Below are 26,964 nucleotides of genomic sequence, written 5' to 3'. Positions count from 1 at the left end.
ATGCGCTCAAGCTTCTCCGGGATTGGGAACAGTTTCCGGCCGGGCAATAACCGGGCGCGTCAGCCGCATGATGGCGAAAAATGCGGCAACGGCGACGGTGCTGAGCAGTGCAGCGATCGACAGTGACCACGATGCGCCGAGATTGCCCATCAGGAAAGCGAGCGCGAACGGCGCCAACGAGGAGACGACGAGACGCACCGACATGATTTGTCCTTGCCGCCGGCCGTAGCCATCGCTTCCGAAGAGCGCGAGCGGCAAGGTTCCGTAGACGATGCTGTTAAGCCCCGAGCCGAGGCCGAAGACGACGGCGAAGACCAGCGCACCGGGCACCGAGGGTGCGGTCGCGATCAGGATGACAAGGGCTGTCGGCAGCAGGATGGCGCAGATGATCGCGAGCATCACTTGCGACAAGCTCTCGCCAAAGACCATGTTGATGAGGCGGCTCAGCACCTGTGACGGGCCGAAGAGCGTTCCGACCACCACTGCCATGGCGCCGAGGCCGAGGGCCGACATCACAGGCACCATGTGAACCAGAAGCGCCGAGTTCACGAAGCTTTCCAAAGCAAAGCCCGTCACCATCAGGATAAAGGCCGGCCTGCGCACCGACGGCGGAAGGCTCGGCTCGACGCGTTTTGCAGCCTCGTCTCCGGTCCGTCTCCTGGTTTGGCTGACGCCACGGGAGAGCCAGGCATGAATGGGAAGGCAGACAACGAGATTGATCGCGGCGAAGATCAGATAGACGTTCTGCCATGAGAGATGCGCATGCAGCGCCGTGGTGATCGGCCAGAAAAGGGTTGAGGCGAAGCCGGCGATCAGGGTCAGATAAGTGATGCTGCGCTGGGCGACCTGCGGCCTGATCTGCACGAGCAGGGCGAAGGCTGCGCCATATTGCACCAGGTTCGAGGCGATCTCGATGCCGATCAATGCCGTGACGAAAGCGATCTTTCCCTGCGCGAAGGCGCAGGCGACGAGGGCGGCGGCGGCAATCGCCGAGCCCGACGTCATGATCCTGCCTGCTCCGAAGCGATCGATCCACGTGCCCATGAGAGGTGCGGCCAGACCGCCGATCAGTAGGGCCGCAGAGAGCGCGCCGAAGATCCATTCCGATGACCAGCCCAGATCACGGGCCATGTCGGGGGCGAGGATGCTGAAGCTGTAATAGAGCGATCCATATCCGATGATCTGCGTCAGCCCGAGCGCGGCGATGGCCGCTACCGGCGGTCGTTCGGTGCTGACGATTGTCATAGGGATCTGAGGCTCACGCGCTGTTCGAGCTTTTCGACTTCTTCCTTCCGCTCGCTGTAGCGGTCGGTCAGATAGTTCGAGGCATCGCGGGTCAGCAGCGTGAACTTCACCAGTTCCTCGCAGACGTCGACGACACGGTCGTAATAGGACGAGGGTTTCATACGGCCGTCCGCGTCGAATTCTTGGAAAGCTCTGGCAACCGAGGACTGATTGGGAATTGCGATCATCCGCATCCATCGGCCAAGGATGCGGAGCTGGCTTACCGCATTGAAGGACTGGGAACCGCCAGAGACCTGCATCACCGCCAGCGTCTTGCCTTGCGTCGGACGGACCGAGCCGACCGACAATGGAATCCAGTCGATCTGCGCTTTCATGATGCCGGTCATCGCGCCATGACGTTCGGGGCTGACCCACACCTGGCCTTCAGACCATGCGGACCATTCGCGCAGCTCCTGAACTTTTGGGTGGCTCGCCGGCGCCGCATCAGGCAGCGGCAGACCTTCCGGGTTGAAGATGCGCACTTCGCAGCCGAAATATTCGAGCAGCCGCGCCRCCTCCTGTGCGAGGAAGCGGCTATAGGACACTGCTCGCAGCGAGCCATAGAGGATCAGGATGCGCGGCTTGTGCGTCGAGAACGCCGGCCTGAGCGCGTCCATATCCGGTTGACGCAGATRCATCGGCGATATGGCCGGCAGATCAGACAATGCGCTTGCGTCCGGCATCGAGCACCTGCTCGCCGTCTTCCTTGGTGAAGGCGCCCTGATGCGTTTCCGGCAGGATTTCGAGGACAAGTTCCGACGGCCGCGACAGGCGCGTGCCGAGCGGCGTGATGACGAAGGGTCGGTTGATCAGGATCGGGTCTTTCAGCATCGCGTCGAGCAATTGCTCGTCGGTAAGATCAGGGTTGTCGAGGCCGAGCTCCGCATAGGGCGTATCCTTCTGGCGAATGGCATCGCGAACGCTCAAACCTGCATCCGCAATCACCTTGCTTAGCTGCTCGCGCGACGGCGGGTTTTTCAGATATTCGATAACGTTGGGCTCAATGCCGGCGTTGTGGATCATCGCAAGCGTGTTGCGCGAGGTGCCGCATTCGGGGTTGTGATAGATCGTAACATCTATGGTCATGAGGCGGATTCCGTCTTGGTGAGGGTTTCAGGATCGCGGGCTTCCCTCAGCAGCCATCCCGCAAGCATCAGCGCCAGCAAGGCGCCGAGGACTTCAGCGGCGATAAAGCCCGGTAGATCGATCGGGCGGATGCCGGAAAAGGTGTGCGTCAGCGATCGAGCAATCGCGACGGCGGGATTGGCAAAGGACGTGGAGGCGGTGAACCAGTAGGCGGCGGTGATATAAAGGCCGACCAGCCATGCCACGGCATCGGCGCGAAAGCGCACACCGGCTAAGATGACGAAGACGAGGCCGAAGGTTGCCGTCACTTCAGAGAGCCATTGCGCGCCGCCGGTGCGCACGGTTTCCGAAGCCTGCAGCACGGGAAGGGCGAACATCGCATGAGCGAGCATCGTTCCGGCAATGCCGCCGACGATTTGCGCGGCGATATAGGCGGGAACGGAGGAGGCAGGCAGTTCGCGCCGGAGCGCAAACACCAGCGACACGACCGGATTGAAATGAGCCCCGGAAATCGGGCCCAAGATCGTGATCAGGACGACGAGGATTGCCCCCGTTGCCAGCGTATTGCCGAGCAGCGCAAGCGCCGTATCGTCCGTCAGGCTATCCGCCATGATGCCCGAGCCGACGACGGTTGCTACGAGCAGCAGCGTGCCGAACGCTTCGGCGACCAGTCGTCGAGACGGGGGGAACACCGGCGCGCTCATGCCGGCAGGCTCCGGACCATCAGGGCGGCCGATGCCGGGCACAGGCTTGCGGCCTGCCGCGTCGTCAGGATCTCGGCCGGCGCTTCATCGCGAGCGATCGGACGAAAGCCGAGCGATTGAAAGAAGGGGGCGGCTGTTTCTGTCAACAGATAGGCGGCAGTTGCGCCTTTCCTTTGGGCCTGATCGAGCAGGCCAAGGGTGATCGCATGGCCGAAGCCAAAGCCTTGCTGATCGGACAGCACGACAATGGAACGCAGGAGTACAGTCTCGCCATAGAGTTCCAGCCCGCCGAAGCCGACCGTCTCGCCGCCACGTGAAAACCGATAGAAGCTTCGGCCGGCGTCTGTGAGGTCATCGACCGGAAGCCCGGCGCCTGCGAGAGCGCCGCGAAGTCTGTCGTCGTGCCCTTCCAAGGCCTGCTGGTTCAAATCGAAACCCATCAGCTCGCCTTGGACTGTTTGATGCTGGCGCCTTCCATAGTGCCGATCTGGCGCAGGTGCGATTCCAGGGCGAGCTTGTCGATCGAGGAAAGAGGCAGGCTCAAAAAGGCGCTGATCCGGTTTTTGAGGAAGCGGGCGGCCTGCGCGAAAGCGCGGCCTTTGTCGACTTCGCTGCCGTCGACGACAGCGGGATCCTCGACGCCCCAATGGGCGGTCATCGGATGACCGATCCAGACGGGACAAGCCTCGCCGGCAGCGCTGTCGCAAACCGTAAAGATGAAGTCCATCTCCGGAGCGCCCGGCTCGGCGAATTCGTCCCAGCTCTTTGAGCGGAAGCCGACTGTTGGGTAGCCCTGCGCCGCAAGCTCCTTCAGCGCATAGGGATTGACTTCACCCTTCGGCTGGCTGCCGGCCGAATAGGCCTTGAATCGACCCTTGCCTTCGGTCTCCAGGATGGATTCCGCCAAGATCGAGCGGGATGAATTGGCGGTGCAGAGAAAAAGCACGTTGTAAACGCGGTCTGTGGTCATTGCAGTTCCTCCTTGGTTGCAGGTGCACAGCATGCGGCGACGGCAGCAGCCGGCGCGCAGATCTCAGGGTTCCCGCCGCAGCAGTCCTCCATCAGGAAACGGATCAGATCGCCGAGCGCCTCGTAATTGGCGGTGTAGATGATCGAGCGGGATTCGCGCTGCTGCGTAATCAGGCCCGACCGTTCCAGCTCTTTCAGATGGAAGGAGATATTAGAGGGCGAGACCTCCGCCTTCTCAGCGATCGCGCCTGCCGCCATACCGTCGGGACCCGAAACCACGAGCATGCGAACGATGTGAAGGCGGGTTTCCTGCGAGAGCGCGCCGAATGCGATGAGGGCTTGACGTTGATCCATATTTCAATAATCCTTGAATCATTGAAACGAGGATTAGCGCAAATGAACGTCATCGACAACAGCAAAATTCAAGAGAACGACATCGATCTCGGCCTGCTGCTCAGTGTGCTTACCGGCGCCAAGGATTCTCCGCTGATTTTCTATTATGACGGCAAGGCGGTGAAGCCTGGCTATCATGTCACCGAGGTCAAGGCGGGCCAATTCTCGGCGTTGGATTGCGGCGCCAATCCAGAAGCGTGGGCGGAAATCTTCATCCAGCTCTGGGATATCGAGGAAGGCGACCGCACGCGTATGCCGGCCGGCAAGTTCCAAGCAATCATCCGCAAGGTTTCCGATTATGTGCAACTGGATGGTTCGGCGAAGCTGACCTTCGAAGTCAGCGACGGCGTGCGGCCAATGCAGCTTTATTGCGCGGCGATGCCGATTCTTCGCGCCGGCGCCGTCCATGTTACGCTTTCGCCGCGGCCGGCGAGCTGCAAGCCGCGCGATCGCTGGCTGGCACAGGAAAACAGCAAGGCGGCGGCCTGCTGTGGGCCGCAAGCGGCAACGAGCGGCTGCTGCGCTTGAGGACACAGGAGATCGCGCGGCAGGGCAGGGTGGCGGCGAGATCAGAATCATATTGACTGACCACCAGTCAGTCATAGGTGCATTTCCTGCAGGCGCTGGGTTTGCCGTCAGGCATTGATTGAGGGCTGGGTATCCCACCATCTGAGCACCCGCATCGCCCGGAGCGTCACCCACCGCGAGGGCTTGCCTTGCCCATCATCGACCTCGAACCACACCCGACCTGCGGGGCTGTCGTCGAGCGGCCAACTGCCGTCCTGCAAGCGTCTGGAACGAAGGTGGTCAATTGCCTCGCCGAGGCGCGGATCGGGGTCGGTGCCGGCCAGGATTGCGCTGGAGCGGAAATAATCGAGCGCGCGCAAAATGTCGTAGCGCCAGCGGTTCGGATGCAGGAGGCGCAGGAAGCGCTTGTCGGCCGGCTCGCCGGTGCCAAGGCGGCGGAAGAGGTTGCGGGCCAGCAGAAACTCCTCACCCGTCCTGCGCGCCTCTCGAGACCGATGCGTGCCGCCGGTCGCTCTCTGGTATTCCAGCAATCCTTCCAGCACGTTGATGGTGCTGGCGAAAGACGAGCGGACGGAGCCGTTGATCCGCTCGCAGTTCCAGCCGCCGTCGTCGAGACGCTCGCCGGCCAGCGTGTCGACGATGGGCGAGACGTCGATCCCAAAATAGGCGCCGTCGGCAACGGTGCGGCCGTTGATGCACTCCTCGACTTCGCCTTCCCAATAGGGTTGGCCGCCCTCTTCCCAACGGGCGTTGGCGCCGATCAATTCGACGGTGCGCCTGGCGCAGCCGCAGGCGGGATCGAGACCGAACTCCCGCAATTGCGACAGCGAGAAGGTTGTGGCCGTCCACGGCTGGCCATGCTCCTTCCACTCGCGCGGGTCGAAATCGGCGGGCAGGAAGGCGCCGCCTGCCCATTGCCCGTCCTCGTCCTGGCAGGAGAACAGCCTGGCGCCCCAGCCCTCGGTCTCGATTTTGGTTCGCTCGGCCATCCATTCCCGCTCCGGGGCGTCAAGCAGGTCGCGCATCACCTGCCACCGGATCGACGGGTCGGAGTCGAGAAGCCATTCGATCACCGGGTCGGATTGGATCATGGGGCGAACCTGTCGGCGAGTGGGGGTGGATGGTTTGTTATAATCGCTTCGGCCAAGCGGTGCCACCCGAAGGGGTGCGCGGGAAATCGTCTAAATCCGACATGGTCGCGGCAAGCGCTGGCGCTTGCCATGTTGCGGCCGGACTAGGCCAGGGAAGGCACGAAGTTGAAGATCGAAATCCCTCGGGTCGACCTATAATGCGACGGTTGTCGGCGAAAGCGCGTTCGATGCCGAGAATGCGCGCTTCGCGCCTGATTTCTTAATCATATCCGCAAAGAAATCGGAGGCGACCCCATCGGGCCGCCTCTTCATTTATATCTGGGCGCGCCGATTAATAATTATTCAAATCAATTGATGTATCAGTTTGATCCGGGGACAGATTTTACATCAAAGGTTTGCTATGGCGTTTCTAGGTATTTCGGGGATGCAATATTCCGGGGAAATGTTTGCCGGTGCGCGTATTATTGTCGCGGAAGATTCCAACGTATTCACCTCGATGATCAGCAAACGCCTCAAGGAGCTGTTCGACATCGATGTCGAGATCTGCCGCAGCTTCGAGGATCTGCAGGTTTCCTACGACAAGTCTTCCGATCCGATCACGCTTGCGATCTCGAACATCAATCTGCCCGGCGCCGAAAACGGCGAGGCGCTCGAATATCTGGTCGATCTCTCCATACCCACAATCGTCTTCACCGGCACTTTCCATGAAAAGATGCGCGACAAGCTGATGGCCAAGGATATCGTCGACTATATCCTCAAGGACAATATCTTCGCCGTTGATCTGCTGGCGGAATCGATCTGCCGCTTCCTCACCAATCATCGCCACCACGTGCTGATCGTCGACGATAGTGCGACTGCGCGCGCCCTGCTGTCGAGCCGGCTGAAGCGCTACAATTTCCGTGTCAGCGTCGCCGAGAGCGGCGGCAAGGCGCTGGAAATCCTGAAGGCCAACCGCGATATCGGCCTTGTCATCACCGACTACAATATGCCCGACATCGACGGCTTCGAGCTGACGCGGCGCATCCGCGCCAATATCGGCTCGCACGAGCTGCGCATCATCGGGGTTTCCTCCTCTTCGAACCGGCTGCTTTCGGCACGATTCCTGAAGGCCGGCGGCAATGATTTCATGCTGCGTCCCTTCATCGACGAAGAGTTCTACTGCCGCGTCAACCAGAACCTCGATACGCTGCTGCAGATTCAATCGATGCGCAAGGAGCGGGCGGTTGCCTGACGGCTCTTCCAGTATCGGTATCGCCAGGGGGCCGGATATCACGGTCGGGGACAGTCGCAGAATTTCTGCAATTACAGGTAATGTCGCCGTTATTTGTCCCCTTCACGCGCACACGCCTCTCGGTTATCGTCCMCGCCGGGGAAAGGGCCGAGTCGAGCCCATCGGACGCATCGGGGAGTAGGGGCTGTGGCTTTTCAAGCGGATTTCCAGCGAGATGGCTTCGGGCTGCGCTCCGGCGGGCTCAAGATACTTCTGGTTGAAGATTCCCGGATGTTTTCCGCCGTTCTCTGTCACCGGTTCCAGACAGAGCTCGGCCTTGCGGTCAAATCCTGCCCGTCTCTCAAGGCACTTCGCAAGGAACTTGCCGACGACGGTCACGGCTACACCATGGCCGTCGTCGATCTCAACCTGCCGGATTCGCCCTATGGTGAAGCGCTCGACTGCACGATCGAGCACGACATCCCGGCGATCGTCTTCACCGCGACATTCGATCTCAACACGCGCAACAAGATTATGGAGCGCAACGTCATCGATTACGTGCTGAAGGACAATGAATTCGCACTCGACAATCTGGTTGCCACCGTCCGGCGGGCGATCTCCAACCGCAAGACGCGGGTGCTGGTCGTCGACGATGTCGTCTCGGCGCGCCAGGTGCTCGTCGACCTGCTGAAGGCACAGCAATATCTCGTCGTCGAGGCAAATTCGGGGCTTGAGGCGCTGGCAGCGCTCGAGGCCTACAGCGATATCGAACTCGTCGTCACCGATCACCACATGCCCGATATGAGCGGCTACGAGCTGACGCGGCGCATCCGCCATCGTTTCGGTTCGGACAGGCTGCGAGTCATCGGCGTTTCCTCCTCCAACGACCGCATGCTTTCGGCGAGTTTCCTCAAGGCCGGCGCCAGCGATTTCGTTTACCGGCCCTTCGTTGCCGAGGAACTGCAATGCCGCATCGCCAACAACGCCGAAACGCTGGCGCAGATGCGGCAGCTGAGGGCGGCGGCGGCCTGCGACTACCTGACTGGTCTCTATAACCGCCGCTATTTCTACGACAATGGCCCGAAGCTGGTGAATGAGTGCCTGCGGCTGAAGGTGCCGAGTTCCGTCGCCATTCTCGATATCGACCATTTCAAACGGCTGAACGACACCTATGGCCACGAGATCGGCGACAAGGTACTGAAGGCTGTCGCAAACAGGCTGTTTACGATCTTCGAGGGCAGCGACAATCTTCTGTCGCGGCTCGGGGGCGAGGAATTCGCCATCCTCTTTCCGCAGATGGATTCCGCTGCCGCCACCAAGCTCTGCGACGAGATCCGCTCGGACATTTCGCGACTGAAGGTCACGGCCGACGACGAGGAACTGGGCGTTACGATTTCGATCGGCATTGCCGAGATCGGCGGTTACGAGACCTTTGAGAATTACCTCAACGCTGCCGACCAGTTCCTCTACATGGCCAAGCACAGGGGCCGCAACCAGGTCTATTCCGACGCCAGGATGACGGAAGAGGCGGCGCAGTAGGCCGCCTCTAGTCACCCGCCATCATCCTCGGCCTTGTTGCCGAGGATCTGCTGAGTATCAGCCGGTGGTAGATGCTCGGGGCAAGCCCGAGCATGACGTCGTTGATATCTCAGGCCGCAACCGCCTGGCGTGCGGTCGCCATGGTCATCTTGCGCTCGGCGCGCTCCTGCTGCGGCGAGCGATGGTAGAGTTCCCGATAACACTTGGAGAAATGCGAGGCCGAGACGAAGCCGCAGGCGACGGCGACCTCGACGACTGGCATCGAGGACTGCACCAGGAGGTGGCGCGCACGGTCGAGGCGGATTTCCAGATAGTAGCGGGCCGGTGAGCGGCCCATCTCCTGGCGGAACAGCCGCTCGATCTGGCGGCGGGAGAGGCCGGCGCCATCGGCGATCTCGATCAGCGACAGCGGCTCGGCGAGATTGCCTTCCATCAGCTCGATGATCGACAGCACCTTGGCGTTCTGAACGCCGAGGCGAGCGCGCAGCGGCAGGCGCTGGCGATCGTGCGGGTTGCGCACGCGGTCGGTCAGATGCTGCTCGCAGATACGGTTGACAAGGCTTTCGCCGAAATCTTCGCCGACGAGGTTCAGCATCATGTCGAGCGAGGCGGTGCCGCCGGCGCAGGTGTAGAGATTGCCGTCGATCTCGTAGAGATCGGCATAGACCTCCGCCTGCGGGAAGGCTTCCGAAAAGCCCGGCAGGTTTTCCCAGTGGATGGCGCAGCGCTTGCCGTTCAGGAGGCCGGCCTGGGCAAGCACATGCGCGCCCGTACAGAGGCTGCCGACGGCAACGCCGCGATTGTAGCATTCACGCAACCAGGCATTGACCGACTTGTTGTTGAACTGCTCGACATCGATGCCGGAACAGACAAGCACCATGCCCGGCCGATTTTCGCCGCCGAGATGACGGCGTTCCTCGGCAAGCGAGGAATTGGCCTCGACGCCGATGCCGCAGGAAGAATAGACCTTTTCTCCATCGACGGAGGTCAGCCGCCAGGTATAGGCCTGATAGCCGAGCATGCGATTGGCGATGCGCAAGGTGTCCACGGCCGCCGAAAAGGGCAGCATGGTGAATTGCGGTACCATAAAGAAGACTACCGAACGCTTCTTGATCTGCATCCTGTTCATAGCGAAATCCATGCTCGAGGGGCGATGACACATTCGTTGCGCGGAATGCGTCGCGCCGATGTCCTGAAAGCGACACTGGCATGGAAAAATGCGGCCGGGAAGAGCAAATATGCGACATCGCCCGCGATTTGGCTGGTCAAACTACCGGAATGGCCGCGGATAGGGCAGATGACGGGCTGATAGGCGACTGAAATTCAACGCTGAAAACAGGTCGAAAACACGGGGTCAAGAGACGAAAAAGGCGGCGTTGCACAACGCAGACGCCGCCCTTATTTTGGGAGGAATGTCGCATTCATTACATGGTCCGGTGTTTGCTGTCGTCCGTGCTCGGCCAGCCGATGTCCTTGCGAATGTCGAAGGGCATGGCTTCGATTTCGCGGGCCGTCTGCCAGCGCGTCCAGGCGAGCACGAGCTTACGGGCATAATGTGCCAGATCGAAGCGGCTTTCACTGGAGGTGAGGGACTTACCACCACCGCGATAGGTGAGCGTGGTCATTTTCCGGTTCCTTTCTTGGGTCAGGGGCATGGTCGTCAATGGGAGGTTCGTCCATGTCCATGATCCCAATATGGGCTTTGACAACTCATCATTCAAACGAATAGAACTTATGGATAGCATCAGAGATATTGAATGATCGCGGTGCGCCCGGCGGTCGGTGGCGACACCATTGTCGTCTGTTCCCGACCTTAATCCCCGGGCTTTCCGCGCACGGGGACAGTAAAGCCGCAGCTGAGCATGATGCCGAAAACCGAGCGGCTTTCGGCTCTATTTTTTGATTTAAATCCGGGTTCAGATTTTTAGCCCGGCCGGCCGCGAATCATCCGCATCTAATGCGCGGCGGTCGGCGTGATGATGCCAAGATTGCCAAGCCCGCTGACGACCAGTTGGACTGCGACTGCGGTCAGCAGAATGCCGAAGACGACCTCCGAGACGATCAGACTGGCAGGCTTCATGCGCTTGGCGAGCGCGTCGATGTTGGTAAACACCACATAGTCCAACGCAGCGACGATCAGGATCAGGCCTATGACGAGTAACGCGCTGGCAATCGAGACGACTTCGCCAGAGGCGATGATGACGACGGTGATGCCGACAGGATTGAGCAGGTAAGGGACCGCAAGTGGAAAGACGGCGATCTTTTCGGGATCGACGGGAAGCTCCGTTTCCTCATGCGGCTTCTCTGTTGGTCCTGATGCCATCTTGATCGCGATAAGCGCGAGGATGATACCGCCGGCGACGGCGACTGCGCCACCCGTGATATGGAGAAGCCGCATCAGCAAAGCGCCAGTGGCAAAAAGGATCAAGGCTGTTACCACTGCGACCAAAACCATCTGGCGGCCGATGCGCGCCTTGGTTTCGGTATCGAAAGCATGGGTCTTCTCCAGAAACGGCACCAGGGCGATCTTCGGCCCCAGGCCGACCAGAAGCAGCAGGAGAAGTTTTCCGACGAGTGCGGCATCGATGACTGTGAAATCCATGGAACGTACCCTCTAAAATTTGTGACCTGGAAATCGAGGTCCTCCCCACTCATGGGAGGGCAGGCGACGAAGAGAACCAAACGAGCTGGCAGTTTTTCTGCCGGATCGCTCAGCGCGGGCACACGTCCCAGAAGCCCGTCGTCTTGGCGGGCGAGGTGTAGTACCAGCATTGACCGGACTGCGGCGGCGTGCCCGCCAGTGAAACGGCGGCAGCTCCGGCGACGAAGCCGATGGCAGCACCTGCGGCGATTGCCGTACCCGGGCGCCAGTAGCGGCGAGGGGCGACGACCACGACGCCGCGCCGGACGGGCGGCCGAACGGCAGGGCGGGTGCTTCCGACTGCAGCGCATCCGCGCGGTCCGCAGGCCGCGGCACCACAGCCTCTCGGGCCGCATGCCGCTACGCCGCGACGGGCTTCGGCCGCCGTGGGAACGAGGACGGGTGCGCAGACCGTCATGATGACGGCAAGTGTCGCAAGCATGTGCGTAGGAATGACCAGGATCTTCATTTCATTTCTTCCTATTGCTCTCGTCTGTGTTCATTTCCTCGAAGATTCCGCCCTCAGGCCGGGTTTGCGGCTGCGGCTGCGTTGTGTGCTGCGAGCGTCTGCTGGGCAGCGGCTGCGACAGCGTCGTCCTTGCCGCCCGAGACCTGAACCGTGGGCACGGCGAGCTTGATGCCGTTTTCGTTGAACGCCTGATGGATCATCCGCAGAGCCCGACGCTTCAGCGTGAACTGCTGGCCGGGAAGGGTCATGACCTTCATGCGCAGAAGCAGGCCCGAGTCCCCCAGGCTATCGATCCCCTGCATCTTCAGCGGCTCGATCRTCGTCGGCTTGAACTCCGGATCCTCGAACAGCTCCAGGCCGATCTTCTTGATGATCTTGCGGGCCTTGTCGATGTCGGAATCGTAGGTGATGGTGATCGTCATCTTCTCGATCACCCAGTCGCGGCTCATGTTCTGCACAGCACCGAGCTCGCTGAAGGGGACGATGTAGACCGCACCGCGATGGTGCCTGAGCTTGATGGATCGCAAGCTGAACGACTCGACGGTGCCCTTGTAGCTGCCGCTCTGGATATATTCTCCGACCCTGAAGGCGTCGTCGAGCAGGTAGAACATCCCGCTGATGACGTCCTTCACCACCGTCTGCGCCCCGAAGCCGATGGCGACGCCAACCACCCCTGCACCTGCGATCAACGGTCCGATTTCGACCCCCAGCGATGAGAGGGCCATCATGATCGCAATGGCAACGAAGAGGATCATGAGGAAATTGCGAAGGATCGGCAGCAGGGTTCTGATACGAGTGCGCCGCCGCTCCCGTTCGCTGCCGACTTCAAGGACGGCCTCGGTGTCGCCTAACTTGCGATCGATCAGGACTTTCACGACGTTCCAGGCGAGGTCGAGKACCAGGAGAATAATCCCGGCGCTCAGGAGTCCACGCACGAGGCGCAGGGCCGGCGAATCCTGCATTGTCATCTGCGTCAGCCTGATGCCCAGGGCGTCTGCGAGCAGAACGATCGCTCCGACGATCAGCGCCGCCCTTATGCCACGCTCCACGATCACCGAGACGACGGTGCTTCTTTGGTGGTCGTCCTCTTCGGCGGCGGAAGAGCGCAGGATATTGTTGACCGACGCCTTGGTGAGGGCGATGGCGCCGGGCAGTGCGGCACAGACCACGGCGATCCAAAACAGCTTCATGGCTCCGACAACCCACAGCAGCCAGACGCCGGCGAAGTAGACCGTCCAGAGCCAGTTCCGCGCCCGCAGGCCGATCCGGTTGGCCTGGCCTGCAGACAATTCGGACGGACGTCTCCAGACGGCTTCGATGCCGATGACGAGGAGCACGAGGCCGAGGCAATAGGCCACGAGTTGCCGGGCCGGGTCGGAAAAGCCGAGCGTGCCGAGCAGTCGGATCGTCACCCAGCCAAAGGCATACCAGCCGACCAGGTAACCGAGGCGTTTTGCCCAATGGGCGGCGGCATCCCTAGTGATCGGCACGACACGAAACCGATTTTCGTCCTCGGCCTTTGGTGCCAAAAACACCTCGAAAAGAGCGCTCGCCAGACGGAATATGACGATCGCGAAGAGGTATCCCACGACCATTTCCCTGATAACAGGCGGCCATTGGAACATCAGGAAGAAGCCGATGCTGCCGAGGCCGAAGGAAAGGACGTAACATGCCGCCCACAGGAGCCTCGCGGCCAGTGCGATCATCCTCTCGCGAACCGTGGCAAAGGGCGCGCGCGCCATCCATGAGCGCCAGCCGGCGCTGATCCACCAGAACAGCCATTGCGCGGCCAGCCCGACGGCGACGAAGGCGGCGACCAGGAAGATCGGCCGCGTCCCGCCATTCGCCTGGATGTCCCGTTCGAGCACGGCCCCGCCTCGCATCGTCTCCAGGGGAAAGGACTGGATGGCGCCGAGAAGACTTKAGGCATGGGCACGGAATCGCATCGTGAATTCCGAGAATGAAGGGTCTGCGTTCCGGGTTTCCAAGGGCGGTTCCGCCGCGGTCTTGGCTGCTTCCGACTGCTGCTGCAGGAAGCGTTGGACGTCAGGATCCGAGAACATGCCGATAAAGCGCTGGACACTCTCTGGCTGTGGGCTCGCAGGCGTCACGCTCTGCGCCACAGCAATCGAGGCACAAAGGAGAACGGAAGCCAGGGCAACCGCCGTGAGAAGTGGTTTAAACATGCGGATCTTGCAAAGTAGTGGCATTGTTTATCCTGATCTCTGTGAACGTCAGTTTGCCGGTTCCTGAACCATCATTGCCTGCACGACTCCTTCGATCGGCCTGCGGCGGTGCACTCGGATGCCTTCGGCTGCGTCCCCACAGGACCCGCGAGGCCGCTGACCTGGCCGGCATAATTATTTCTGGTATCCGCATCGACGACGGCGACCGGGGCGGCAAGGATCAGGCCGGCTGCGCTGCCCGCCGCCGCCGCCGTGCTCGTCGTCGCGGCAAGGATCTTGTCGCCGAGCCCGACCTTGCTGTCGGTCAGTGTCTGGCCGTCGGAAATCCGTGCGCCGATCAGCTGAACGACCTCGGGCGATTCCGCGAACTTTCCGTGGTTCAGACTGTCGCCCGCCTTGACCTTGGTGAGGTCGATCACCGTGATCTGGCTGTCGGCTAGTTCCGTCTTGAAGGGGGCCTGCTCGGGATCGATGGCGCCGAGTCTGGCGACGTCGCCCCATACCCTGCGGGATACCGCGAGCGCGCGGTCGTCTCGCGAAACGAACAAGGTGAACTTCGGGTGCTGCTTGCCCATGTCGATGATCTGCTGGCGGAAGACATCGACATCCACGTCGGGCGAGGCCAGCATGACATTCTCGAACTTTGCGGGAAGGCGGCCGTTGCGGATCGCCATTTGGCGAAGCGCTTCCAGCGCCAGCCAGTTCCCCATGGAATGCGCAAGGATCGAGACTTCTTTCACCTCTGGATCCCTGGCGAGATACTGGAAGAGCGTCTCCAACGCGTTGCGCGTGTAGTTGGTGCTCTCCCTGTCATAGCCATATGCAAGCAGACTGCCGCGCGACGGCCATGTCACCAGCACCGGCGCACTATGGACGCCGGAATCCTTGACGATCTGGGCGAAGCGATAGACGGAGTCTTCGAAACGGTTGTTGAAGCCGTGGATGAACACGAGCACGCTGCGGTCGTGGCTCCTCCTGACTGAGGCGCTCAGCCATTTCTTGGCGTCGTCGCGCGTGATCTCATCGGCTTTCAAGGTTGCGAAGTCTGTTGCCGGGTTGGAAGGAAGCCTCCTCGGCCAGGCGACTTCGCCGATCTTGCGGACGTTTGCAGGGGGGATGGATACGGTGATGTCGGCAAAGGCCGGGGCGAGTGCGCGCTCGCCGGTGAACATCTCGCCTTGTATCGTGGAGCGGCTGCGCGTCGTGGCCACGAGCATGTCGACTTTGGTGGAGTTCGGCGAGCTATCGGCAACAGGGATGAGCACGTTCTTCGCGTGGCCACCACATCCGGATAATGCGCAGAGCAACAAGAGGGCCGAGATCCATTTCAGACCTGGGGAAGTGCCTRGTTGAATTCGGCCATCGCGACATCTTGTGCTCACTGCTGTTCCTCGTAGCCACGTCAAGTTTGAGCAGGCCTCGACGCCGCGCGCCGCGGCAGTCGAAGTCGGCACTGAGGCGAGACTATGCGAAGATGAGATGCCTTACCCGTATGATCGGGTATGTTACGGTCGGGGAGGCAGCATCAGCGGGGTTGCAGATCCGAGGTGTCGGCGGTCGACGCCATTGCATTCGGATCGGGCACGGTCATTCCCGCCTTGCGAAGTCCTTCGATCAGACGGTCGCGATCTTCAGGCTGCATGTTGCGCATTGCGAGTTCCGTTACAACGTTCGGCAGGAAGTCAGGTCGCATGCTGACAAACACCTGTCCTTCCCGCCGGGCGTCGTCCATCATGCCTGCCTCCGCACAGATGATGGCGGCGACAACATGGAAGAGAGGGAACTTCTGCATGTTCGCCTGTCTGATCTCCAGCACGGCGGTGTGGTTGTCGCGGAGCATGTAGGCGGCCAAGGCTCGCGTTCCATGGTAGAAGCCGCCACTTCCTGGATTCAGAGCAATGGCCTGGTCCAGAAGGTCTGCTCCGCGCTGCCACTGGCCAGCGATCGCAAGCCGGGTTCCGAACTCGCCCATCAGTTCGGTGTCGTTGGGGTTGGTGGCGAGCGCCAGCTCGCCGACGCGAAGTGATTCAGCAAGCTGCCTGTCGAAGAACAGCGCCGTCATCAGCGCTTGAAGTCCGCGCGTATTGTTCGGATCGATCTGCGTTGCGCGCCTGGCGGCATCGAGTGCACGCTGTATGGCTGTATCCTGGCCTGCTGTCGGATTGAACTTGTACCGATCCTCATCGAGATAGACGATCGACAGCATCGCCCAAGCGGTCGCGTATTTCGGAAACCGCGCCAGTGCGGCCTCGAGGCAATCCCGGACGCGCGCATGCGCTTCGACGCTCAGCTCCGAGCGATAGGCATAGAAGCGCAGAGTGCACTCATACGCACCGAGGTCGTCCGGCGGCGGACTGGCGGAGTCGATCTGTGCCATGACTCCGTAGGGTTGGGCGATGGCGGTTGCGACCTTTCTGGCGACATCCGTCTGGATCGCAAACAGGTCCCCCGATGCGAGATCATTGTCATAATTCTCCGACCAGAGGATCTCGCCGTCCGACGTATCAAGCAATCTGGCCGTCACACGAAGGCGCTTTCCCGACATGCGGACACCGCCGGCAAGGAGATAGCGTGCACCGAATTCGGCCCGGATCTTCGATGCGCCCACATCCGCGGGGAGTGACTTGGACGTTTCGCGACCGAAGACCTTAATCTCCTTGAACCGTGGCAGGATGGTCATCAGCTCCTCGGTCAGGCCGGCAGTGTAGAGCTGCGCCTCCGGCCCTTCGCCGAGATTGGCAAAGGGGGCAACCACGAGGGCCGGGCGATCGGGCAATAGGTTTGCGGCGCGTTCGAGCGACGGATCGGTAGATCGCGCCCCGATCCAATATAGCGAAATAGCCACTGCAGCGAGCGCAGCAGCACCCGGCCACAAGACCCGCCTTGCGCGCCACCAGCGTCCGGAACGGACCTCAGTGGCCGATGTCTCGCCAGCGTCTTCGCCTACAATGTCGACTAACGCCGGACAGGACCAGGTGAAGGTTGGAACATATCCTCCTTTGGGAATGTCGATCCTGACCGGATCTTGCTGCCCGGCGACGAGATAATAGCGCTCAAGCGACCGCCGCAGCCGTCCGGCCTCGATCCTGACCACCGGATCGTCCTGGGTGAAGCCGGGATCCCGGCCGAACACCTCGATCGCGATCGAATAGGCTTTGATCCGGTTGCCCCGGCCCTCGAGGGTTTCCGAGATGACATAGCGGAGAAACGTGGCGGCGCGACCGACGCCTGGAAATTCAGGGCTGGAGACGACACGTTCCAGCTGCTCCCTGATCTCGTCGGCTTGAGGCACCAGCCCTGAAGAAATGAGCGCTGCAGACCCCTCTGCTGGTATCCACGTCTGCATGTCTGCCCCAATCCCCCGTTGAGTCACATCACTGCCAGACCGTATGTTACGGTAACATACTCCACGAACTGATCGTCGTCCACGAAGATTGAGCCGGGCACACGTTGCAGAGGCAGCGTTCCAAATGCCGTTAAGGAGTGAACCATGGACGAAGGCACGACCGCAGTCCGTCGGCAATTTCCAGCCAGGATCGAGGCGATCGATGATCTGTCTGCCCGCAGTGAGGACTTTCGGGAAATCTGCAGGGACTTTGCCGACGCCCAATCGGCGTTGCTAAAATGGAACGTCTCAACCGATCCGAAGCGCGACGAACGCGTCGTCGAATATCAGGAATTGATCGCAGAACTCTCCAAGGAGATAGAGGGCGCTCTCGACGCCTCGGTAGCGCCACCCGCTCGCTGATGCGCGCGACTAAAGCGCGTCGCAATCTTCCAGATTCGCTCCTGGCGCTTTGGGTCTTTATTTCCAACGCATGTCGTCATCGCAAAACCGCTGCACAGTTTTGAGCGACATGCTTTAGGCCGATGGCAAGCCATCGCGAGGTGTATGTTACGGTTACCTACTTGCGTTCCATCTCCCGGTAACGACCATCGCGACAGACGTCCAGCGCTGAACTTTGCGCGCTGAAACTTTGCGCTTCCACGAAACGAAACGCCTCCGAAGGATATTGCCGTGGTTTCCGAAAACTTGGACGAGCCTGCCATTTCCGCAACGCCTCCGAATCCACTCCGCAGGATAGCACTCATCATCGTCCTGCTGGCGCTCGCCCTGTTCGTTCTCTCCGTCTTCATGGAGCGGCGTACGCCGTCGACATCGCAGGCCCAGGTCCAAGCCTATATCGTCGGCATCGCGCCCGAAGTCACCGGCCGGGTCGTGGAAGTCGGCGTCGTCGACAACTCGCGGGTCGAGGCCGATCAGGTTCTCTTTCGTATCGATCCCGAGCGCTATGAACTCGCGGTCAGTGAGGCCGAGGCGAGCCTTGCAAGTGTCGGCCAGTCAATGGGCGCGTCAACGGCTGCTGTCGATGCGGCGCAGGCAAAGCTCGTAACGGCCCAAGTCGATCGGGACAATCTTCGCGAACAAGCTGCGCGCGCCGCAGAGCTGCAAAAGAGGGGCGTGTATTCCAAAGCGCGCGCTGATTCAACCAAATCGGCTTTCGGTCAGTCAGAGGCGGCCGTCACCGGTGCTGAGGCTGAGCTGGCCAAGGCCAAGGAGCAGCTCGGGCCGAGCGGAAATGACAATCCGCAGCTCCGGGCAGCTCTGGCAGCGCTCGAAAAGGCACGACTCGATCTGGTGCGGACCACCGTTCAGGCACCTTCGGCCGGGGTCGTGACCAACCTTCAGCTCACCATCGGCAAGGTGGTCTCAGCCGGCCAGCCGGCGATGACCTTCATCGACGCCGGCACCATCTGGATCAGCGCGGCATTCAAGGAGAACAGCCTGGAGAAGGTCGCCGTCGGCAACAGAGCGGAAATCCTTTTCGACGCGCTTCCCGGTCGACTGTTTCCAGCGACCGTCGAGAGTGTGGGCTTTGGCGTATCGCAAGGCAGCACGGACCCGAACACCGGATTGCCGACGATCAGAAGCGATACCGGCTGGGTCCAGGAGCCGCAGCGGTTTCCGGTCCGCCTCATCATCGACGAGGCGCAGCGGCCCAAGGGCGGCGTACGCTACGGCTCGCAGGCGACCGTCGTCATCTACACCGGCGACAACCCGGTCACCAATGCCTGGGGATCACTCTGGATCCGCATCATGTCGGTGCTGACCTATGTCCGCTGAGAGGAGCCCCGCGGTCGAGGAGCAGAAACGCAAGGGGCTGCGGGTTGCGTTCGCGGTCTCGATCGGCTTCACGCTGGCAGTCTATGCGGGGGCCATCGTGCCCTTCCTCGGTCCGCTCTTTGYCGCCCAGTTTCTGCTCGGTAGTTCGCGGCCCATGCCGCTTGCGAAGACGGTTGGCGCGGCGATGGTCATGCTGATCGCCGGGATCGCGATGATGGTTCTGACCGACGTCCTCGGCGAGCGTCCCGCACCCTTCCTTCTCGTCCTGGGGTTGACCTATTTTGTGTGTTTTGCCGCGCAGTCGACGGGAAAGGGAGGGCCGGCCGTCTTTCTCGTGCTCGTCGTCGCGATTATCGTGCCTCTGCTCGGCATCCTCAACAAGGAACTCGCCAACTCCATCCTGTCCATCCTGGTCACCGGGGTGTTGTCGGGCGCGGCTCTGATGTGGCTTGCACATGCAGTCTTTCCCGAGCCGTTCTCCCACCAGATCGAGGCGGCGCCGATCGACGAGCGGCCGCCGGCCTTGGGTCGGGCACTGGCCAACACGGTTATCCTTCTGGGCTCCGTCGTGATCTGCCTGACGAGCGACAACCTGACCGCTGCGGCGGTCATTCCGATAACCGTGGCGTCGCTGCTCGGGCAGCTCGACGTTGCCGCGAGCGCGCGGGCGGCGATCGGGCTCGTGCTCGTCAACCTCTTCGGCGGCGTGCTCGCCTCCGTTGCGTATGCCGCGCTATCACTGCGCCCCAATCTTTTCTCGATCTTCCTCATCGTTCTCATCGTGGTCCTCCTCATCGGAGGGCGCGCGGCCGCCCGCTCGAAGGACGCACCGATATTTGCCGGCGCTCTGACGACCTTCCTGATTTTGTTCGGCCTCGGGGTCTCGCCTCTGCCCGGCAGCGCCGCGGAATCCTTCGCCACCCGCATCGTCTATGTCGCAGCAGCCTTGATCTACGCGCTGCTGTTTGCCGTCATCCTGTGGCCGCGGACGGGGGAAACGAAGAGGATATCGGCATGACCCAGGCGTTCTCTGAGAGCACCTTATCTTGAAGACGTCGGCTGCCTTGAGTCGCGCGATGTTCTTGGCATTAGCCGCTTCGGCGACTTCAGTTGACGCCACCCAGAGAACAGAAGACTTCATCAATGTCCGCAAGCACTGCGAACTCGTCCATCTGTGGAAGGATCCACCCGACCCCAATGGCTTCAGCGAATGCATGAAGGAAAGGCGCTATCGCCTCCATTTCTCGCCGACCTGCCAGACCGGGAGCCGCAGGGCGCAGTGCTACGACCTGCAGCGCTGACTGCCGATGCGTTAGCATCAGGTCTTTGCTTTCAACCCGGCACGGAGGAACTGCCGCCCGTTACCAAGACACTCATTGTTCCCTCCTTTGGGAAGGCTGCCCATCAGGTTGCAGCCTTGATACATTGCGGCTGCGGTAGTCGTTGCGTTGCACGAGCATTGCGAGCGTACGATTGGAAAATGCGGGATTTCCGGTCACTTCCGGGCCGAGCCACGGCGGGCAGGGAGGTTGGTCGCTTTCGTTGGCAAGCTCGATTTCTGCGACAACCAATCCGTCGTGGACGCCACTGTAGACGTCCACCTCCCAAAGGCAGCCACGATGGTTCACCTCATAGCGGGTCTTATCCACCACACTCGTTGCATAGGCGATCATTTCCAGGGCTTCGGCATAGGGAATCTCATATTCGAACTCCTCGCGCCGCAGGCGCCCGGTTCGGAGTTTAATCGTCAGGACGCCGCGTGCGTTATCGATGATCCTGACCCGCACGAAGCGGTTTTTCCTAACCAGCAGGTAGCCTTGGCAAAATGCGGCTCCTTTGGAGGCGTGATCCTGCCAGCTATCGTTTACGACGAGGAATTTTCGCTCAATCTCCGCGGTCATCTTGCCCTCCTTTGTCGTTCCGAACGACGACGAACCTGGATGGCGATGCTTGACGGACTTCCCACCAGGCTCCGCTGTCCGAACTTTAATATCGAGTAGGCAGGGATGCAGCCTCCCTCCCGCTGGATCGTGCCGTTGATCGTCATATGCCGGACAAAACATCCGGGACGAAGGTTGCTAGAGCATGATGCCGAAAAGTGTGAAGCGGTTTTCGGGCGACATCATGCTCTATTTCTTTGATTTAGATGCGGATTCAGATTTCAGGCCGAGTCGGCCTAAAATCATCCGCATCTAGTGCTTCAGATCGAGGATCTGTCCCGACGCCCTGAGCTCCTCCAGTGTTTTACCGAGGCAACTTCCACCGATCGGTTCGCCCAAGGCCTTGGCGGTCCCGCCGACAGATATCGTTCCGGCAAGCTTGCTCGGATTGACATAGGTGGCCACGCCATCCGCCTCCAATCTCGTGAGATAGAAGATCTGGTACAGGCCTTTATATTCGCAGGCTACGGCGATCGGAAATTGATCGAACGGCCCGGCCGCTTGCGCTCGCGAAACGGATATGCCGGCCAAGGGAAGAATGCAGGCAATGGCGATAGACAGCACACGGATCGATGGATAGATCATCACACACTCCTGTTGATTGATAACATCACCGCGCCGGACAGCCGGTGCTGTTCCGGGCGGGYCTTCCTCCTGAAATTGCGGTGTCGTCCCCGCACGGCTTCGATTATTGCATCTGCTCGGCGACCACATCCGGCACAAAATGCCGGATGCTTTTGTCTTCGACATAGTCAGCGGGCCGCTTTTGACGTTTCCCAAGGTCCGGTGCGTTGAACTTCATCGTTTCGTACGGAATCGACTTCAGGATGTGCGAGATGCAGTTGATGCGCGCGCGCTTCTTGTCGTCTGACGGCACGATCCACCATGGGGCGTGCTGGCGGTCCGTCGCCCGGATCATCTCGTCGTAAGCAACCGTATAATCCCACCACCGTTGGTACGACTCGACATCCATCGGGCTGAGCTTCCACTGCCGCAGCGGATCCTCGATCCGCCGCCTGAAGCGCCGATCCTGTTCCTTCTCGCCGACCGTCAGGAAGTACTTCAGCAGGGTGATGCCGCTTTCGACGATCGAGGCTTCAAAACCGGGAGCCAACTCAAGAAAGCGCCGGGCCTTTTTCTCGGAGCAGAATCCCATCACCCGGTCGACGCCAGGGCGATTGTACCAACTGCGATCGAATATGACGATTTCGCCCGCAGCGGGCATATGTGCGAAGTAGCGCTGCATGTACATTTGCGTCTTTTCGCGATCGGTCGGGGCCGGCAGCGCGACCACGCGAAAGACCCGTGGACTGACGCGCTCGGTAATGCGCTTAATCATCCCGCCTTTGCCGGCAGCATCCCGGCCCTCGAAGATGATCACGACGCGAGCGCCCGATTTTTTCACCCAGGACTGCAGATGCGCGAGCTCGACCTGAAGCTTTACGATTTCCTTGTCGTAGTTCCAGGACTTCTTGCCTTTCTTTTCGTCTACTTCTGTGTCGTCGTCCTGCCGTTTGTTCATCATTTCCTCCATGACCCTTTACTGATGACCTCCGGCCAAAGGCCGGTCGCTTCCTTCCCCCAGGCGCGCGGCACGCAGCGCGTCCTCCGTGTCGCCAAAGAACTTTCCGGCTCCGATGCCGTCGACGACGCCGGCGCGGCCAAGCAGCTCCGTGACCTCGGCGTTCAGGTGAGCGACGCCGAAGACGATGCCCCGCCCGGAGAGGTTTGCCCGCACGGCATCAAGTGCTGCGGCCCCGGTGCTGTCGATATGCGCAATGGCGCTGGCGTCGAGGATGAACCAGCGTGTTTCGGCCGGCAGGCCGTCAGCGACGGTGCGCAACCGGATCCGGACATAATCGGCGTTGTAAAACAGCAGATTGCCCTGGACGAGACATATGGCGATGCCCGGAATGCCCCGGGCCTCCGGAAAGCGCTGCATGTCGTAGAAGCCATCGCGTCCAGCAATGCGGCCGAGAAGCGTGTCTTTCGGAAACATCGTCTTGCGCAGGAGATAGATCAGGGTTGCGGCGATCGCGACGATGACGCCGTTCAGGACTCCGAAGCTGATGGCTCCGAACATGGCGATCAAGGCGAAGACGAACTCCGCGCGGCTGATGTGCCATATCTTTCTCAACTCGCTGACGTCGATCAGGCTGATTGCGGCTGCCGCCAGGATCGCCGCCAGGGCAGGGATCGGCAGGATGCGCAGGGCGCCATTCAAGAACAGCAGCGTCGCCATCAGGGTCACGGCGGAAACGAGACCGGCTGCCTGCGATCTGCCGCCGACTGCAAGATTGATCGCTGTACGCGAGTCGGACACGGCGATGGGAAATGAACCAAACAGGCCGGGGGCGATGTTCGCCGCGCCCAGCCCGATCAGTTCCTGGTTGGCGTCGACCTCCTCGCCGGAGCGCGCGCCGAAGCTTCGTGCAGAAACGATACTCGAGCCAAAACTGATCAGAAAGACGGCTGCCGACCCAAGGACGATCCTGTCCATGGGCATTTGAGAGAATGCATGGAGGGAGAATGACGGCAGCCCGGTGGGGAGATCGCCAACGACGCGGATGCCTGCGGCTTCAAAGTTGAAGATGGCGGAGAGAATGACTGAAACGACGACGACGACGACGGGTCCCGGTACAGGCAGCCGTGTGGCTTTCACGATCCACAACAGTGCGAACATGGCGAGACCGAACAGCAATGTCGGCCAATGGATCAAGGCACTCTTGCGAATGATCTCGGCAATCGGCGGCAGGAGTCCGTCGGACTCGATACGCACCCCGGTAAAGCGGCCGATCTGCCCGACAAGGATGGAGATGGATACGCCGGCAAAGAAGCCGACCAGAATCGGGCGGGACAGAAAGCTTGCGAGGACGCCCAGCCGGAGCAGCCGTGCTGCAAAATAGAAGGCTCCGACGCCGAGCGCCAGGGCAGACGCGATCGCAACCGGATCGGCTGATGTGCCGGCAGGTTGCGCGGCGATGACAGTTCYTATGACCGCCGCGAGAACCGCCATGGTCCCGGCGTCCGACCCGACCACCAATAGCCGCGACGGCCCGAACAGAGCGTAGGCAACGGGCGCGACGATACTCGCATATATCCCGGTTTCCGGGGGGAGGCCGGCGATTGCGGGATAAGCGATCGCACTCGGCAGGCCGACAGCTGCAATCGACAGCCCCGCAGGAATATCGCTTCGCAGCCAGTCCGCGCGAAATCCCTCCAGGCCCCTGAATATCGGCATATGAAAACGTTGAAGCATGCCACTCCCCCCGGAAATTCATTCATCTGCTGAAGCGAACTCAGGCTACCAGTGGGTAGCCTCCGATCGCTCCAGACTGGGCGCAGATTGGCCTTTGACGAAGATGGTCTTGCCAAGCAGCATCAGCCGAAGGGTTGACCGCGGGCGCTGATGCGCCGGCCGAAACCATGGCTGACGAACCGCATAGTTGCGCAGCGGCCTAGCCGACTGGTGCCTCCCAATTCAGGAAGAAGCCGATGTCGCCCGGCATGCCGCCTGGAAAACTGATGACCATCGCTTTCAGCTTGTAGCCRTGAGGCCGGGCGACTTCGACGAAAAGATCATATATTTCCTTGGCTTTTCCTTGAAGCGTCGTCGGCCACTCTGGCCGGGCACTGTTGATCGCGCGGCCGCTATCCGTGCAGAAGCTCGACGGAAAGCTATAGACCATGGCCTCGGATTTGCCGTCGGCGGCTGCCTTCATGACGACGCGCCTGATAATGTCACGTTCCTTGTCGCCGACGTGTTTGCGGAAGAAGTCATCGACGAACTCCGCGTGTTTTTTTGCTTCACGCGCTTTGACTTTGTCATCACGCTGCATTTCTACCAGCTGCAGTTCCAAAGCTTTCTGTCTCAATTCTTCCGCGCTAAGCATCTGAGCATTTGACTTTTCACTTTCAGCCATAACGTTGCCTCCCAGTGGCCGAAGGCCAAGACCGAAAACTACAGCATCGATAAGTCAAACTAGACAGTATGATACTGTAGGTTCTGGTAACCTACGGCCTGGCCGATATTTTAGCCGTCAGCCGCGCCCTTGCGGTGACTGATAATTGGCGTGCCATATCGCCTTCAAAGGAGGCAGTGGTCCATGCCCGTGACTTCGTGATCAAGCGGCCCGCGGTCGATTTTAGCCAGCGCGCTGAACTCCGCTTTTGTAAGCGTGTTACTGTAACATACGTCCCAGATCAGCCCCGCGACTACGCTTGGAGCTGTCTTTGCTATAAATTTGGAGCAAAAGACGGCTTGGCCGATGTTTAGCTATCAATCCTTCTCCGCTCGGAGGAGGATGCGGCACGAGCGAAGATACAATAGTCGACAGCCTACACACCATGTCTGACCGCAAGGAGGATTTGAGATGGCTAGACCTCACGCATTGTTACTCGCCACGGGCCTGTTCCTGCCTTTTGCAGGCTTCCCGTTTTCGCCACATCCGACGCCGATCGCCGCCGCGCAGGAGCCGACCGCTTCCAGTCCCGCCGCGGCGGCGGAAGACGACGCGCCGGCGCCGCTGAGTGAGGACGAACTCGAAATCCTGGTGGCGCGGATTGCACTTTATCCGGACGAACTGGTCGCGCTCGTCACGTCGGCGTCGCTCTATCCGCTGCAGGTCGTGGAAGCAGCCCGGTTTCTCGAAACCTTGAAGAAGCAGCCCGAACTCAAGCCGAAGACGACGTGGGACGGCAGCATCGTATCGCTGCTGAACTATCCCCAGATCGTCACGATGATGAGCGAGGATCTGGACTGGACGCAGTCGCTCGGAGAGGCGCTCTCCGTCCAGCAGAAGGACGTTCTGATCGCCATACAGCAACTGCGCGACAAAGCGGTCGCCGACGGCATCATCAAGACCGACGACAAGATCAAGGTCAGCCAGGAGAACGACAACGTCGTGATCGTCTCCGCCAGTCCTGAGAAGATCTACGTTCCGCAGTACGCGCCGGAGATGCTGTATGAACCAAACTATGCGGCTGAGCCTATCGGTTACTATTCAGAGCCGTATCCGAACTACTACTATCCGACCGCCACCTTTTTTGCGGGCGTGGTGACGGGAGCGGTGTGGGCCGCTGCCGTCGACTGGAACCGCTGGGGCGTATGGGGCGGGCGCTGGAACGGCAACGTCGATATCGACTGCAACAATTGCCTCAACAACATCAACGGCAAAGTGAATATCAACGACGTCGACTGGAAGAATGTCGATCGCAGCAAGATCGGGTTCGACGGTGCGCAGTTCAACAAGATGGACCGCAGCTCCTTCCGGAGCAGTATCGAGGCGAATCCCGGCAACAGGGTCGGAGCTAGAGGCAACGACCGTGCGAACACGATCCGCGACCAGCCAGGCAAAATCAGTGTCAACGACGTCCGGAAGAGCAAGATCGATGCGGACAGGATCAGTGCTGCCCGCAACAAGGCAGGCAATACGGGAGCGGCTCCTGGAGGCGGGAAGGCAGCGCAGGCCGCGCAGAACCGCAGGCCCGACGCGAGGACGACGAACAGAGCTGGCGAAAAGGCAAGGTCCGGGGGCAACGCCAAACGTCCGGTCGCAAAGGCGAAGCCAGCGGCCCGGGTCGACAACCGGCCCAGAAAGCCATCAGCCCTCGGTCAGGTCGACAGCGGCAGGCGCGCGCAGATGCAGTCCAACCGCGGCAGACAGGCCATGGCCGGGAGCAATCGCGGCGGCGGTAGAGAAATGCGCGGCGGTGGCGGCGGCCGCGGTGGCGGTGGCGGTGGCGGTGGCCGCGGTGGCGGTGGCGGTGGCCGCGGCGGCGGTCGTCGGTGACCGAAAG

28 protein-coding genes are annotated in these 26,964 nt (G+C 60.8%); 8 read left to right on the top strand and 20 right to left on the bottom strand.

The window, feature by feature from the left end:
- Positions 1–6 precede the first annotated feature (6 nt).
- Genes arsK through AC1ECN_RS14965 form a run of 7 tightly spaced genes read right to left on the bottom strand, consistent with a single transcriptional unit; the run spans position 7 to position 4,397 of the window.
- Positions 7–1,245 carry an arsenite efflux MFS transporter ArsK gene (gene arsK, locus AC1ECN_RS14995; RefSeq protein WP_130672719.1) on the bottom strand — a complete coding sequence of 413 codons (1,239 nt, stop codon included), beginning with the start codon at positions 1,243–1,245 and terminating at the stop codon, positions 7–9.
- Positions 1,242–1,967: an arsenical resistance protein ArsH gene (arsH, locus tag AC1ECN_RS14990; protein ID WP_477953419.1), complete on the bottom strand. Its 726-nt coding sequence runs from the start codon at positions 1,965–1,967 to the stop codon at positions 1,242–1,244. Before arsH ends, arsK begins: the two co-directional genes overlap by 4 nt.
- Entirely contained in the window at positions 1,942–2,370 is a 429-nt protein-coding gene (arsC, locus tag AC1ECN_RS14985; RefSeq protein ID WP_130661762.1) for an arsenate reductase (glutaredoxin), read from the bottom strand. Before arsC ends, arsH begins: the two co-directional genes overlap by 26 nt.
- On the bottom strand, positions 2,367–3,074 hold the full coding sequence (locus AC1ECN_RS14980) for an aquaporin (RefSeq protein ID WP_024322128.1): 708 nt from the start codon (positions 3,072–3,074) through the stop codon (positions 2,367–2,369). Before AC1ECN_RS14980 ends, arsC begins: the two co-directional genes overlap by 4 nt.
- Complete coding sequence (gene arsN2 / locus AC1ECN_RS14975; RefSeq protein ID WP_018074546.1) at positions 3,071–3,514, bottom strand: arsenic resistance N-acetyltransferase ArsN2; 444 nt, start codon at positions 3,512–3,514, stop codon at positions 3,071–3,073. Before arsN2 ends, AC1ECN_RS14980 begins: the two co-directional genes overlap by 4 nt.
- Positions 3,514–4,044, bottom strand: coding sequence for an arsenate reductase ArsC (locus tag AC1ECN_RS14970; protein WP_130661761.1), 531 nt, complete (start codon positions 4,042–4,044; stop codon positions 3,514–3,516). The genes arsN2 and AC1ECN_RS14970 overlap by 1 nt, the downstream gene beginning before the upstream one ends.
- The gene (locus tag AC1ECN_RS14965) at positions 4,041–4,397 is read right to left on the bottom strand and encodes an ArsR/SmtB family transcription factor (protein WP_130655735.1); all 357 of its coding nucleotides are present in this window, start codon (positions 4,395–4,397) and stop codon (positions 4,041–4,043) included. The genes AC1ECN_RS14970 and AC1ECN_RS14965 overlap by 4 nt, the downstream gene beginning before the upstream one ends.
- 42 nt (positions 4,398–4,439) lie before the next feature.
- Here AC1ECN_RS14965 and AC1ECN_RS14960 point away from each other — a divergent pair, with 42 nt between their 5' ends.
- A complete protein-coding gene (locus AC1ECN_RS14960; RefSeq protein WP_130672718.1) occupies positions 4,440–4,964 on the top strand; it encodes a DUF6428 family protein in 525 nt (174 codons plus the stop codon).
- Between the two features lie 107 nt (positions 4,965–5,071).
- Here the strand turns inward: AC1ECN_RS14960 and AC1ECN_RS14955 are convergent, their stop codons facing one another.
- Positions 5,072–6,055, bottom strand: a complete 984-nt coding sequence (locus AC1ECN_RS14955) for a hypothetical protein (RefSeq protein ID WP_018074550.1) — start codon at positions 6,053–6,055, stop codon at positions 5,072–5,074.
- A 400-nt stretch (positions 6,056–6,455) separates the two neighbouring features.
- Between AC1ECN_RS14955 and AC1ECN_RS14950 the strand changes: the two genes are divergently transcribed.
- Together AC1ECN_RS14950 and AC1ECN_RS14945 are read left to right on the top strand one after the other, a co-directional pair.
- Positions 6,456–7,286 (top strand): response regulator, encoded by an 831-nt coding sequence (locus AC1ECN_RS14950; RefSeq protein WP_024322123.1) that lies wholly within the window; start codon positions 6,456–6,458, stop codon positions 7,284–7,286.
- A 186-nt stretch (positions 7,287–7,472) separates the two neighbouring features.
- A complete protein-coding gene (locus AC1ECN_RS14945) occupies positions 7,473–8,804 on the top strand; it encodes a diguanylate cyclase (protein WP_130672717.1) in 1,332 nt (443 codons plus the stop codon).
- A 109-nt stretch (positions 8,805–8,913) separates the two neighbouring features.
- Here AC1ECN_RS14945 and AC1ECN_RS14940 read toward each other — a convergent pair whose 3' ends face one another.
- The 7 genes from AC1ECN_RS14940 to AC1ECN_RS14910 form a co-directional block, all read right to left on the bottom strand.
- Entirely contained in the window at positions 8,914–9,933 is a 1,020-nt protein-coding gene (locus AC1ECN_RS14940) for a GlxA family transcriptional regulator (RefSeq protein WP_003540607.1), read from the bottom strand.
- Positions 9,934–10,228: 295 nt separating this feature from the next.
- Entirely contained in the window at positions 10,229–10,429 is a 201-nt protein-coding gene (locus AC1ECN_RS14935; RefSeq protein WP_024322122.1) for a hypothetical protein, read from the bottom strand.
- Positions 10,430–10,758: 329 nt separating this feature from the next.
- Positions 10,759–11,406, bottom strand: a complete 648-nt coding sequence (locus AC1ECN_RS14930; protein ID WP_018074556.1) for a MarC family protein — start codon at positions 11,404–11,406, stop codon at positions 10,759–10,761.
- Between the two features lie 109 nt (positions 11,407–11,515).
- Positions 11,516–11,914, bottom strand: a complete 399-nt coding sequence (locus AC1ECN_RS14925) for a hypothetical protein (RefSeq protein WP_018074557.1) — start codon at positions 11,912–11,914, stop codon at positions 11,516–11,518.
- Positions 11,915–11,967: 53 nt separating this feature from the next.
- Positions 11,968–14,124, bottom strand: coding sequence for a mechanosensitive ion channel family protein (locus AC1ECN_RS14920; protein ID WP_477953413.1), 2,157 nt, complete (start codon positions 14,122–14,124; stop codon positions 11,968–11,970).
- Between the two features lie 47 nt (positions 14,125–14,171).
- Entirely contained in the window at positions 14,172–15,482 is a 1,311-nt protein-coding gene (locus AC1ECN_RS14915) for an alpha/beta hydrolase (protein WP_477953411.1), read from the bottom strand.
- A 143-nt stretch (positions 15,483–15,625) separates the two neighbouring features.
- The gene (locus tag AC1ECN_RS14910) at positions 15,626–17,446 is read right to left on the bottom strand and encodes an adenylate cyclase (protein ID WP_130672714.1); all 1,821 of its coding nucleotides are present in this window, start codon (positions 17,444–17,446) and stop codon (positions 15,626–15,628) included.
- 144 nt (positions 17,447–17,590) lie between these two features.
- Here AC1ECN_RS14910 and AC1ECN_RS14905 point away from each other — a divergent pair, with 144 nt between their 5' ends.
- The 4 genes from AC1ECN_RS14905 (at position 17,591) to AC1ECN_RS14890 (ending at position 20,526) form a co-directional block, all read left to right on the top strand.
- Positions 17,591–17,848 carry a hypothetical protein gene (locus tag AC1ECN_RS14905; RefSeq protein ID WP_018480848.1) on the top strand — a complete coding sequence of 86 codons (258 nt, stop codon included), beginning with the start codon at positions 17,591–17,593 and terminating at the stop codon, positions 17,846–17,848.
- A 270-nt stretch (positions 17,849–18,118) separates the two neighbouring features.
- Entirely contained in the window at positions 18,119–19,225 is a 1,107-nt protein-coding gene (locus tag AC1ECN_RS14900) for an HlyD family secretion protein (RefSeq protein WP_130672713.1), read from the top strand.
- The gene (locus tag AC1ECN_RS14895) at positions 19,215–20,243 is read left to right on the top strand and encodes a DUF2955 domain-containing protein (protein WP_477953408.1); all 1,029 of its coding nucleotides are present in this window, start codon (positions 19,215–19,217) and stop codon (positions 20,241–20,243) included. The genes AC1ECN_RS14900 and AC1ECN_RS14895 overlap by 11 nt, the downstream gene beginning before the upstream one ends.
- Positions 20,244–20,271: 28 nt before the next feature.
- Complete coding sequence (locus AC1ECN_RS14890) at positions 20,272–20,526, top strand: hypothetical protein (RefSeq protein ID WP_245002675.1); 255 nt, start codon at positions 20,272–20,274, stop codon at positions 20,524–20,526.
- A 72-nt stretch (positions 20,527–20,598) separates the two neighbouring features.
- Here the strand turns inward: AC1ECN_RS14890 and AC1ECN_RS14885 are convergent, their stop codons facing one another.
- The 5 genes from AC1ECN_RS14885 to AC1ECN_RS14865 all read right to left on the bottom strand — a co-directional run bounded on the left by AC1ECN_RS14885 (position 20,599) and on the right by AC1ECN_RS14865 (position 25,088).
- Positions 20,599–21,126 carry a CYTH domain-containing protein gene (locus tag AC1ECN_RS14885; RefSeq protein WP_130661755.1) on the bottom strand — a complete coding sequence of 176 codons (528 nt, stop codon included), beginning with the start codon at positions 21,124–21,126 and terminating at the stop codon, positions 20,599–20,601.
- Between the two features lie 291 nt (positions 21,127–21,417).
- On the bottom strand, positions 21,418–21,750 hold the full coding sequence (locus AC1ECN_RS14880) for a hypothetical protein (RefSeq protein ID WP_018074566.1): 333 nt from the start codon (positions 21,748–21,750) through the stop codon (positions 21,418–21,420).
- A gap of 103 nt (positions 21,751–21,853) precedes the next feature.
- The gene (ppk2, locus tag AC1ECN_RS14875) at positions 21,854–22,699 is read right to left on the bottom strand and encodes a polyphosphate kinase 2 (RefSeq protein WP_018074567.1); all 846 of its coding nucleotides are present in this window, start codon (positions 22,697–22,699) and stop codon (positions 21,854–21,856) included.
- 6 nt (positions 22,700–22,705) lie between these two features.
- Positions 22,706–24,424, bottom strand: coding sequence for a SulP family inorganic anion transporter (locus AC1ECN_RS14870; protein ID WP_477953405.1), 1,719 nt, complete (start codon positions 24,422–24,424; stop codon positions 22,706–22,708).
- Between the two features lie 199 nt (positions 24,425–24,623).
- The gene (locus AC1ECN_RS14865; protein ID WP_024322114.1) at positions 24,624–25,088 is read right to left on the bottom strand and encodes a hypothetical protein; all 465 of its coding nucleotides are present in this window, start codon (positions 25,086–25,088) and stop codon (positions 24,624–24,626) included.
- A 450-nt stretch (positions 25,089–25,538) separates the two neighbouring features.
- Here AC1ECN_RS14865 and AC1ECN_RS14860 point away from each other — a divergent pair, with 450 nt between their 5' ends.
- A complete protein-coding gene (locus tag AC1ECN_RS14860) occupies positions 25,539–26,957 on the top strand; it encodes a DUF3300 domain-containing protein (RefSeq protein WP_130672712.1) in 1,419 nt (472 codons plus the stop codon).
- Positions 26,958–26,964: the final 7 nt, after the last annotated feature.

The sequence above is a fragment of the Rhizobium sp. 01N447_2 genome, from assembly GCF_056399245.1.
The sequence above is the reverse complement of the archived record's forward strand: the minus strand, read 5'-3'. Positions and strand labels throughout refer to the sequence as shown.

What these genes read in the sequence shown, in the direction of transcription:
- ppk2 (WP_018074567.1), bottom strand. Translation starts at nt 22,699, where the DNA reads ATGGAGGAAATGATGAACAAACGGCAGGACGACGACACAGAAGTAGAC.
- arsK (WP_130672719.1), bottom strand. Translation starts at nt 1,245, where the DNA reads ATGACAATCGTCAGCACCGAACGACCGCCGGTAGCGGCCATCGCCGCG.
- AC1ECN_RS14950 (WP_024322123.1), top strand. Translation starts at nt 6,456, where the DNA reads ATGGCGTTTCTAGGTATTTCGGGGATGCAATATTCCGGGGAAATGTTT.
- arsN2 (WP_018074546.1), bottom strand. Translation starts at nt 3,514, where the DNA reads ATGGGTTTCGATTTGAACCAGCAGGCCTTGGAAGGGCACGACGACAGA.
- AC1ECN_RS14965 (WP_130655735.1), bottom strand. Translation starts at nt 4,397, where the DNA reads ATGGATCAACGTCAAGCCCTCATCGCATTCGGCGCGCTCTCGCAGGAA.
- AC1ECN_RS14960 (WP_130672718.1), top strand. Translation starts at nt 4,440, where the DNA reads ATGAACGTCATCGACAACAGCAAAATTCAAGAGAACGACATCGATCTC.
- AC1ECN_RS14880 (WP_018074566.1), bottom strand. Translation starts at nt 21,750, where the DNA reads ATGATCTATCCATCGATCCGTGTGCTGTCTATCGCCATTGCCTGCATT.
- AC1ECN_RS14970 (WP_130661761.1), bottom strand. Translation starts at nt 4,044, where the DNA reads ATGACCACAGACCGCGTTTACAACGTGCTTTTTCTCTGCACCGCCAAT.
- AC1ECN_RS14910 (WP_130672714.1), bottom strand. Translation starts at nt 17,446, where the DNA reads ATGCAGACGTGGATACCAGCAGAGGGGTCTGCAGCGCTCATTTCTTCA.
- AC1ECN_RS14930 (WP_018074556.1), bottom strand. Translation starts at nt 11,406, where the DNA reads ATGGATTTCACAGTCATCGATGCCGCACTCGTCGGAAAACTTCTCCTG.
- arsC (WP_130661762.1), bottom strand. Translation starts at nt 2,370, where the DNA reads ATGACCATAGATGTTACGATCTATCACAACCCCGAATGCGGCACCTCG.
- AC1ECN_RS14925 (WP_018074557.1), bottom strand. Translation starts at nt 11,914, where the DNA reads ATGAAGATCCTGGTCATTCCTACGCACATGCTTGCGACACTTGCCGTC.
- AC1ECN_RS14940 (WP_003540607.1), bottom strand. Translation starts at nt 9,933, where the DNA reads ATGAACAGGATGCAGATCAAGAAGCGTTCGGTAGTCTTCTTTATGGTA.
- AC1ECN_RS14885 (WP_130661755.1), bottom strand. Translation starts at nt 21,126, where the DNA reads ATGACCGCGGAGATTGAGCGAAAATTCCTCGTCGTAAACGATAGCTGG.
- AC1ECN_RS14955 (WP_018074550.1), bottom strand. Translation starts at nt 6,055, where the DNA reads ATGATCCAATCCGACCCGGTGATCGAATGGCTTCTCGACTCCGACCCG.
- AC1ECN_RS14935 (WP_024322122.1), bottom strand. Translation starts at nt 10,429, where the DNA reads ATGACCACGCTCACCTATCGCGGTGGTGGTAAGTCCCTCACCTCCAGT.
- AC1ECN_RS14860 (WP_130672712.1), top strand. Translation starts at nt 25,539, where the DNA reads ATGGCTAGACCTCACGCATTGTTACTCGCCACGGGCCTGTTCCTGCCT.
- AC1ECN_RS14980 (WP_024322128.1), bottom strand. Translation starts at nt 3,074, where the DNA reads ATGAGCGCGCCGGTGTTCCCCCCGTCTCGACGACTGGTCGCCGAAGCG.
- AC1ECN_RS14905 (WP_018480848.1), top strand. Translation starts at nt 17,591, where the DNA reads ATGGACGAAGGCACGACCGCAGTCCGTCGGCAATTTCCAGCCAGGATC.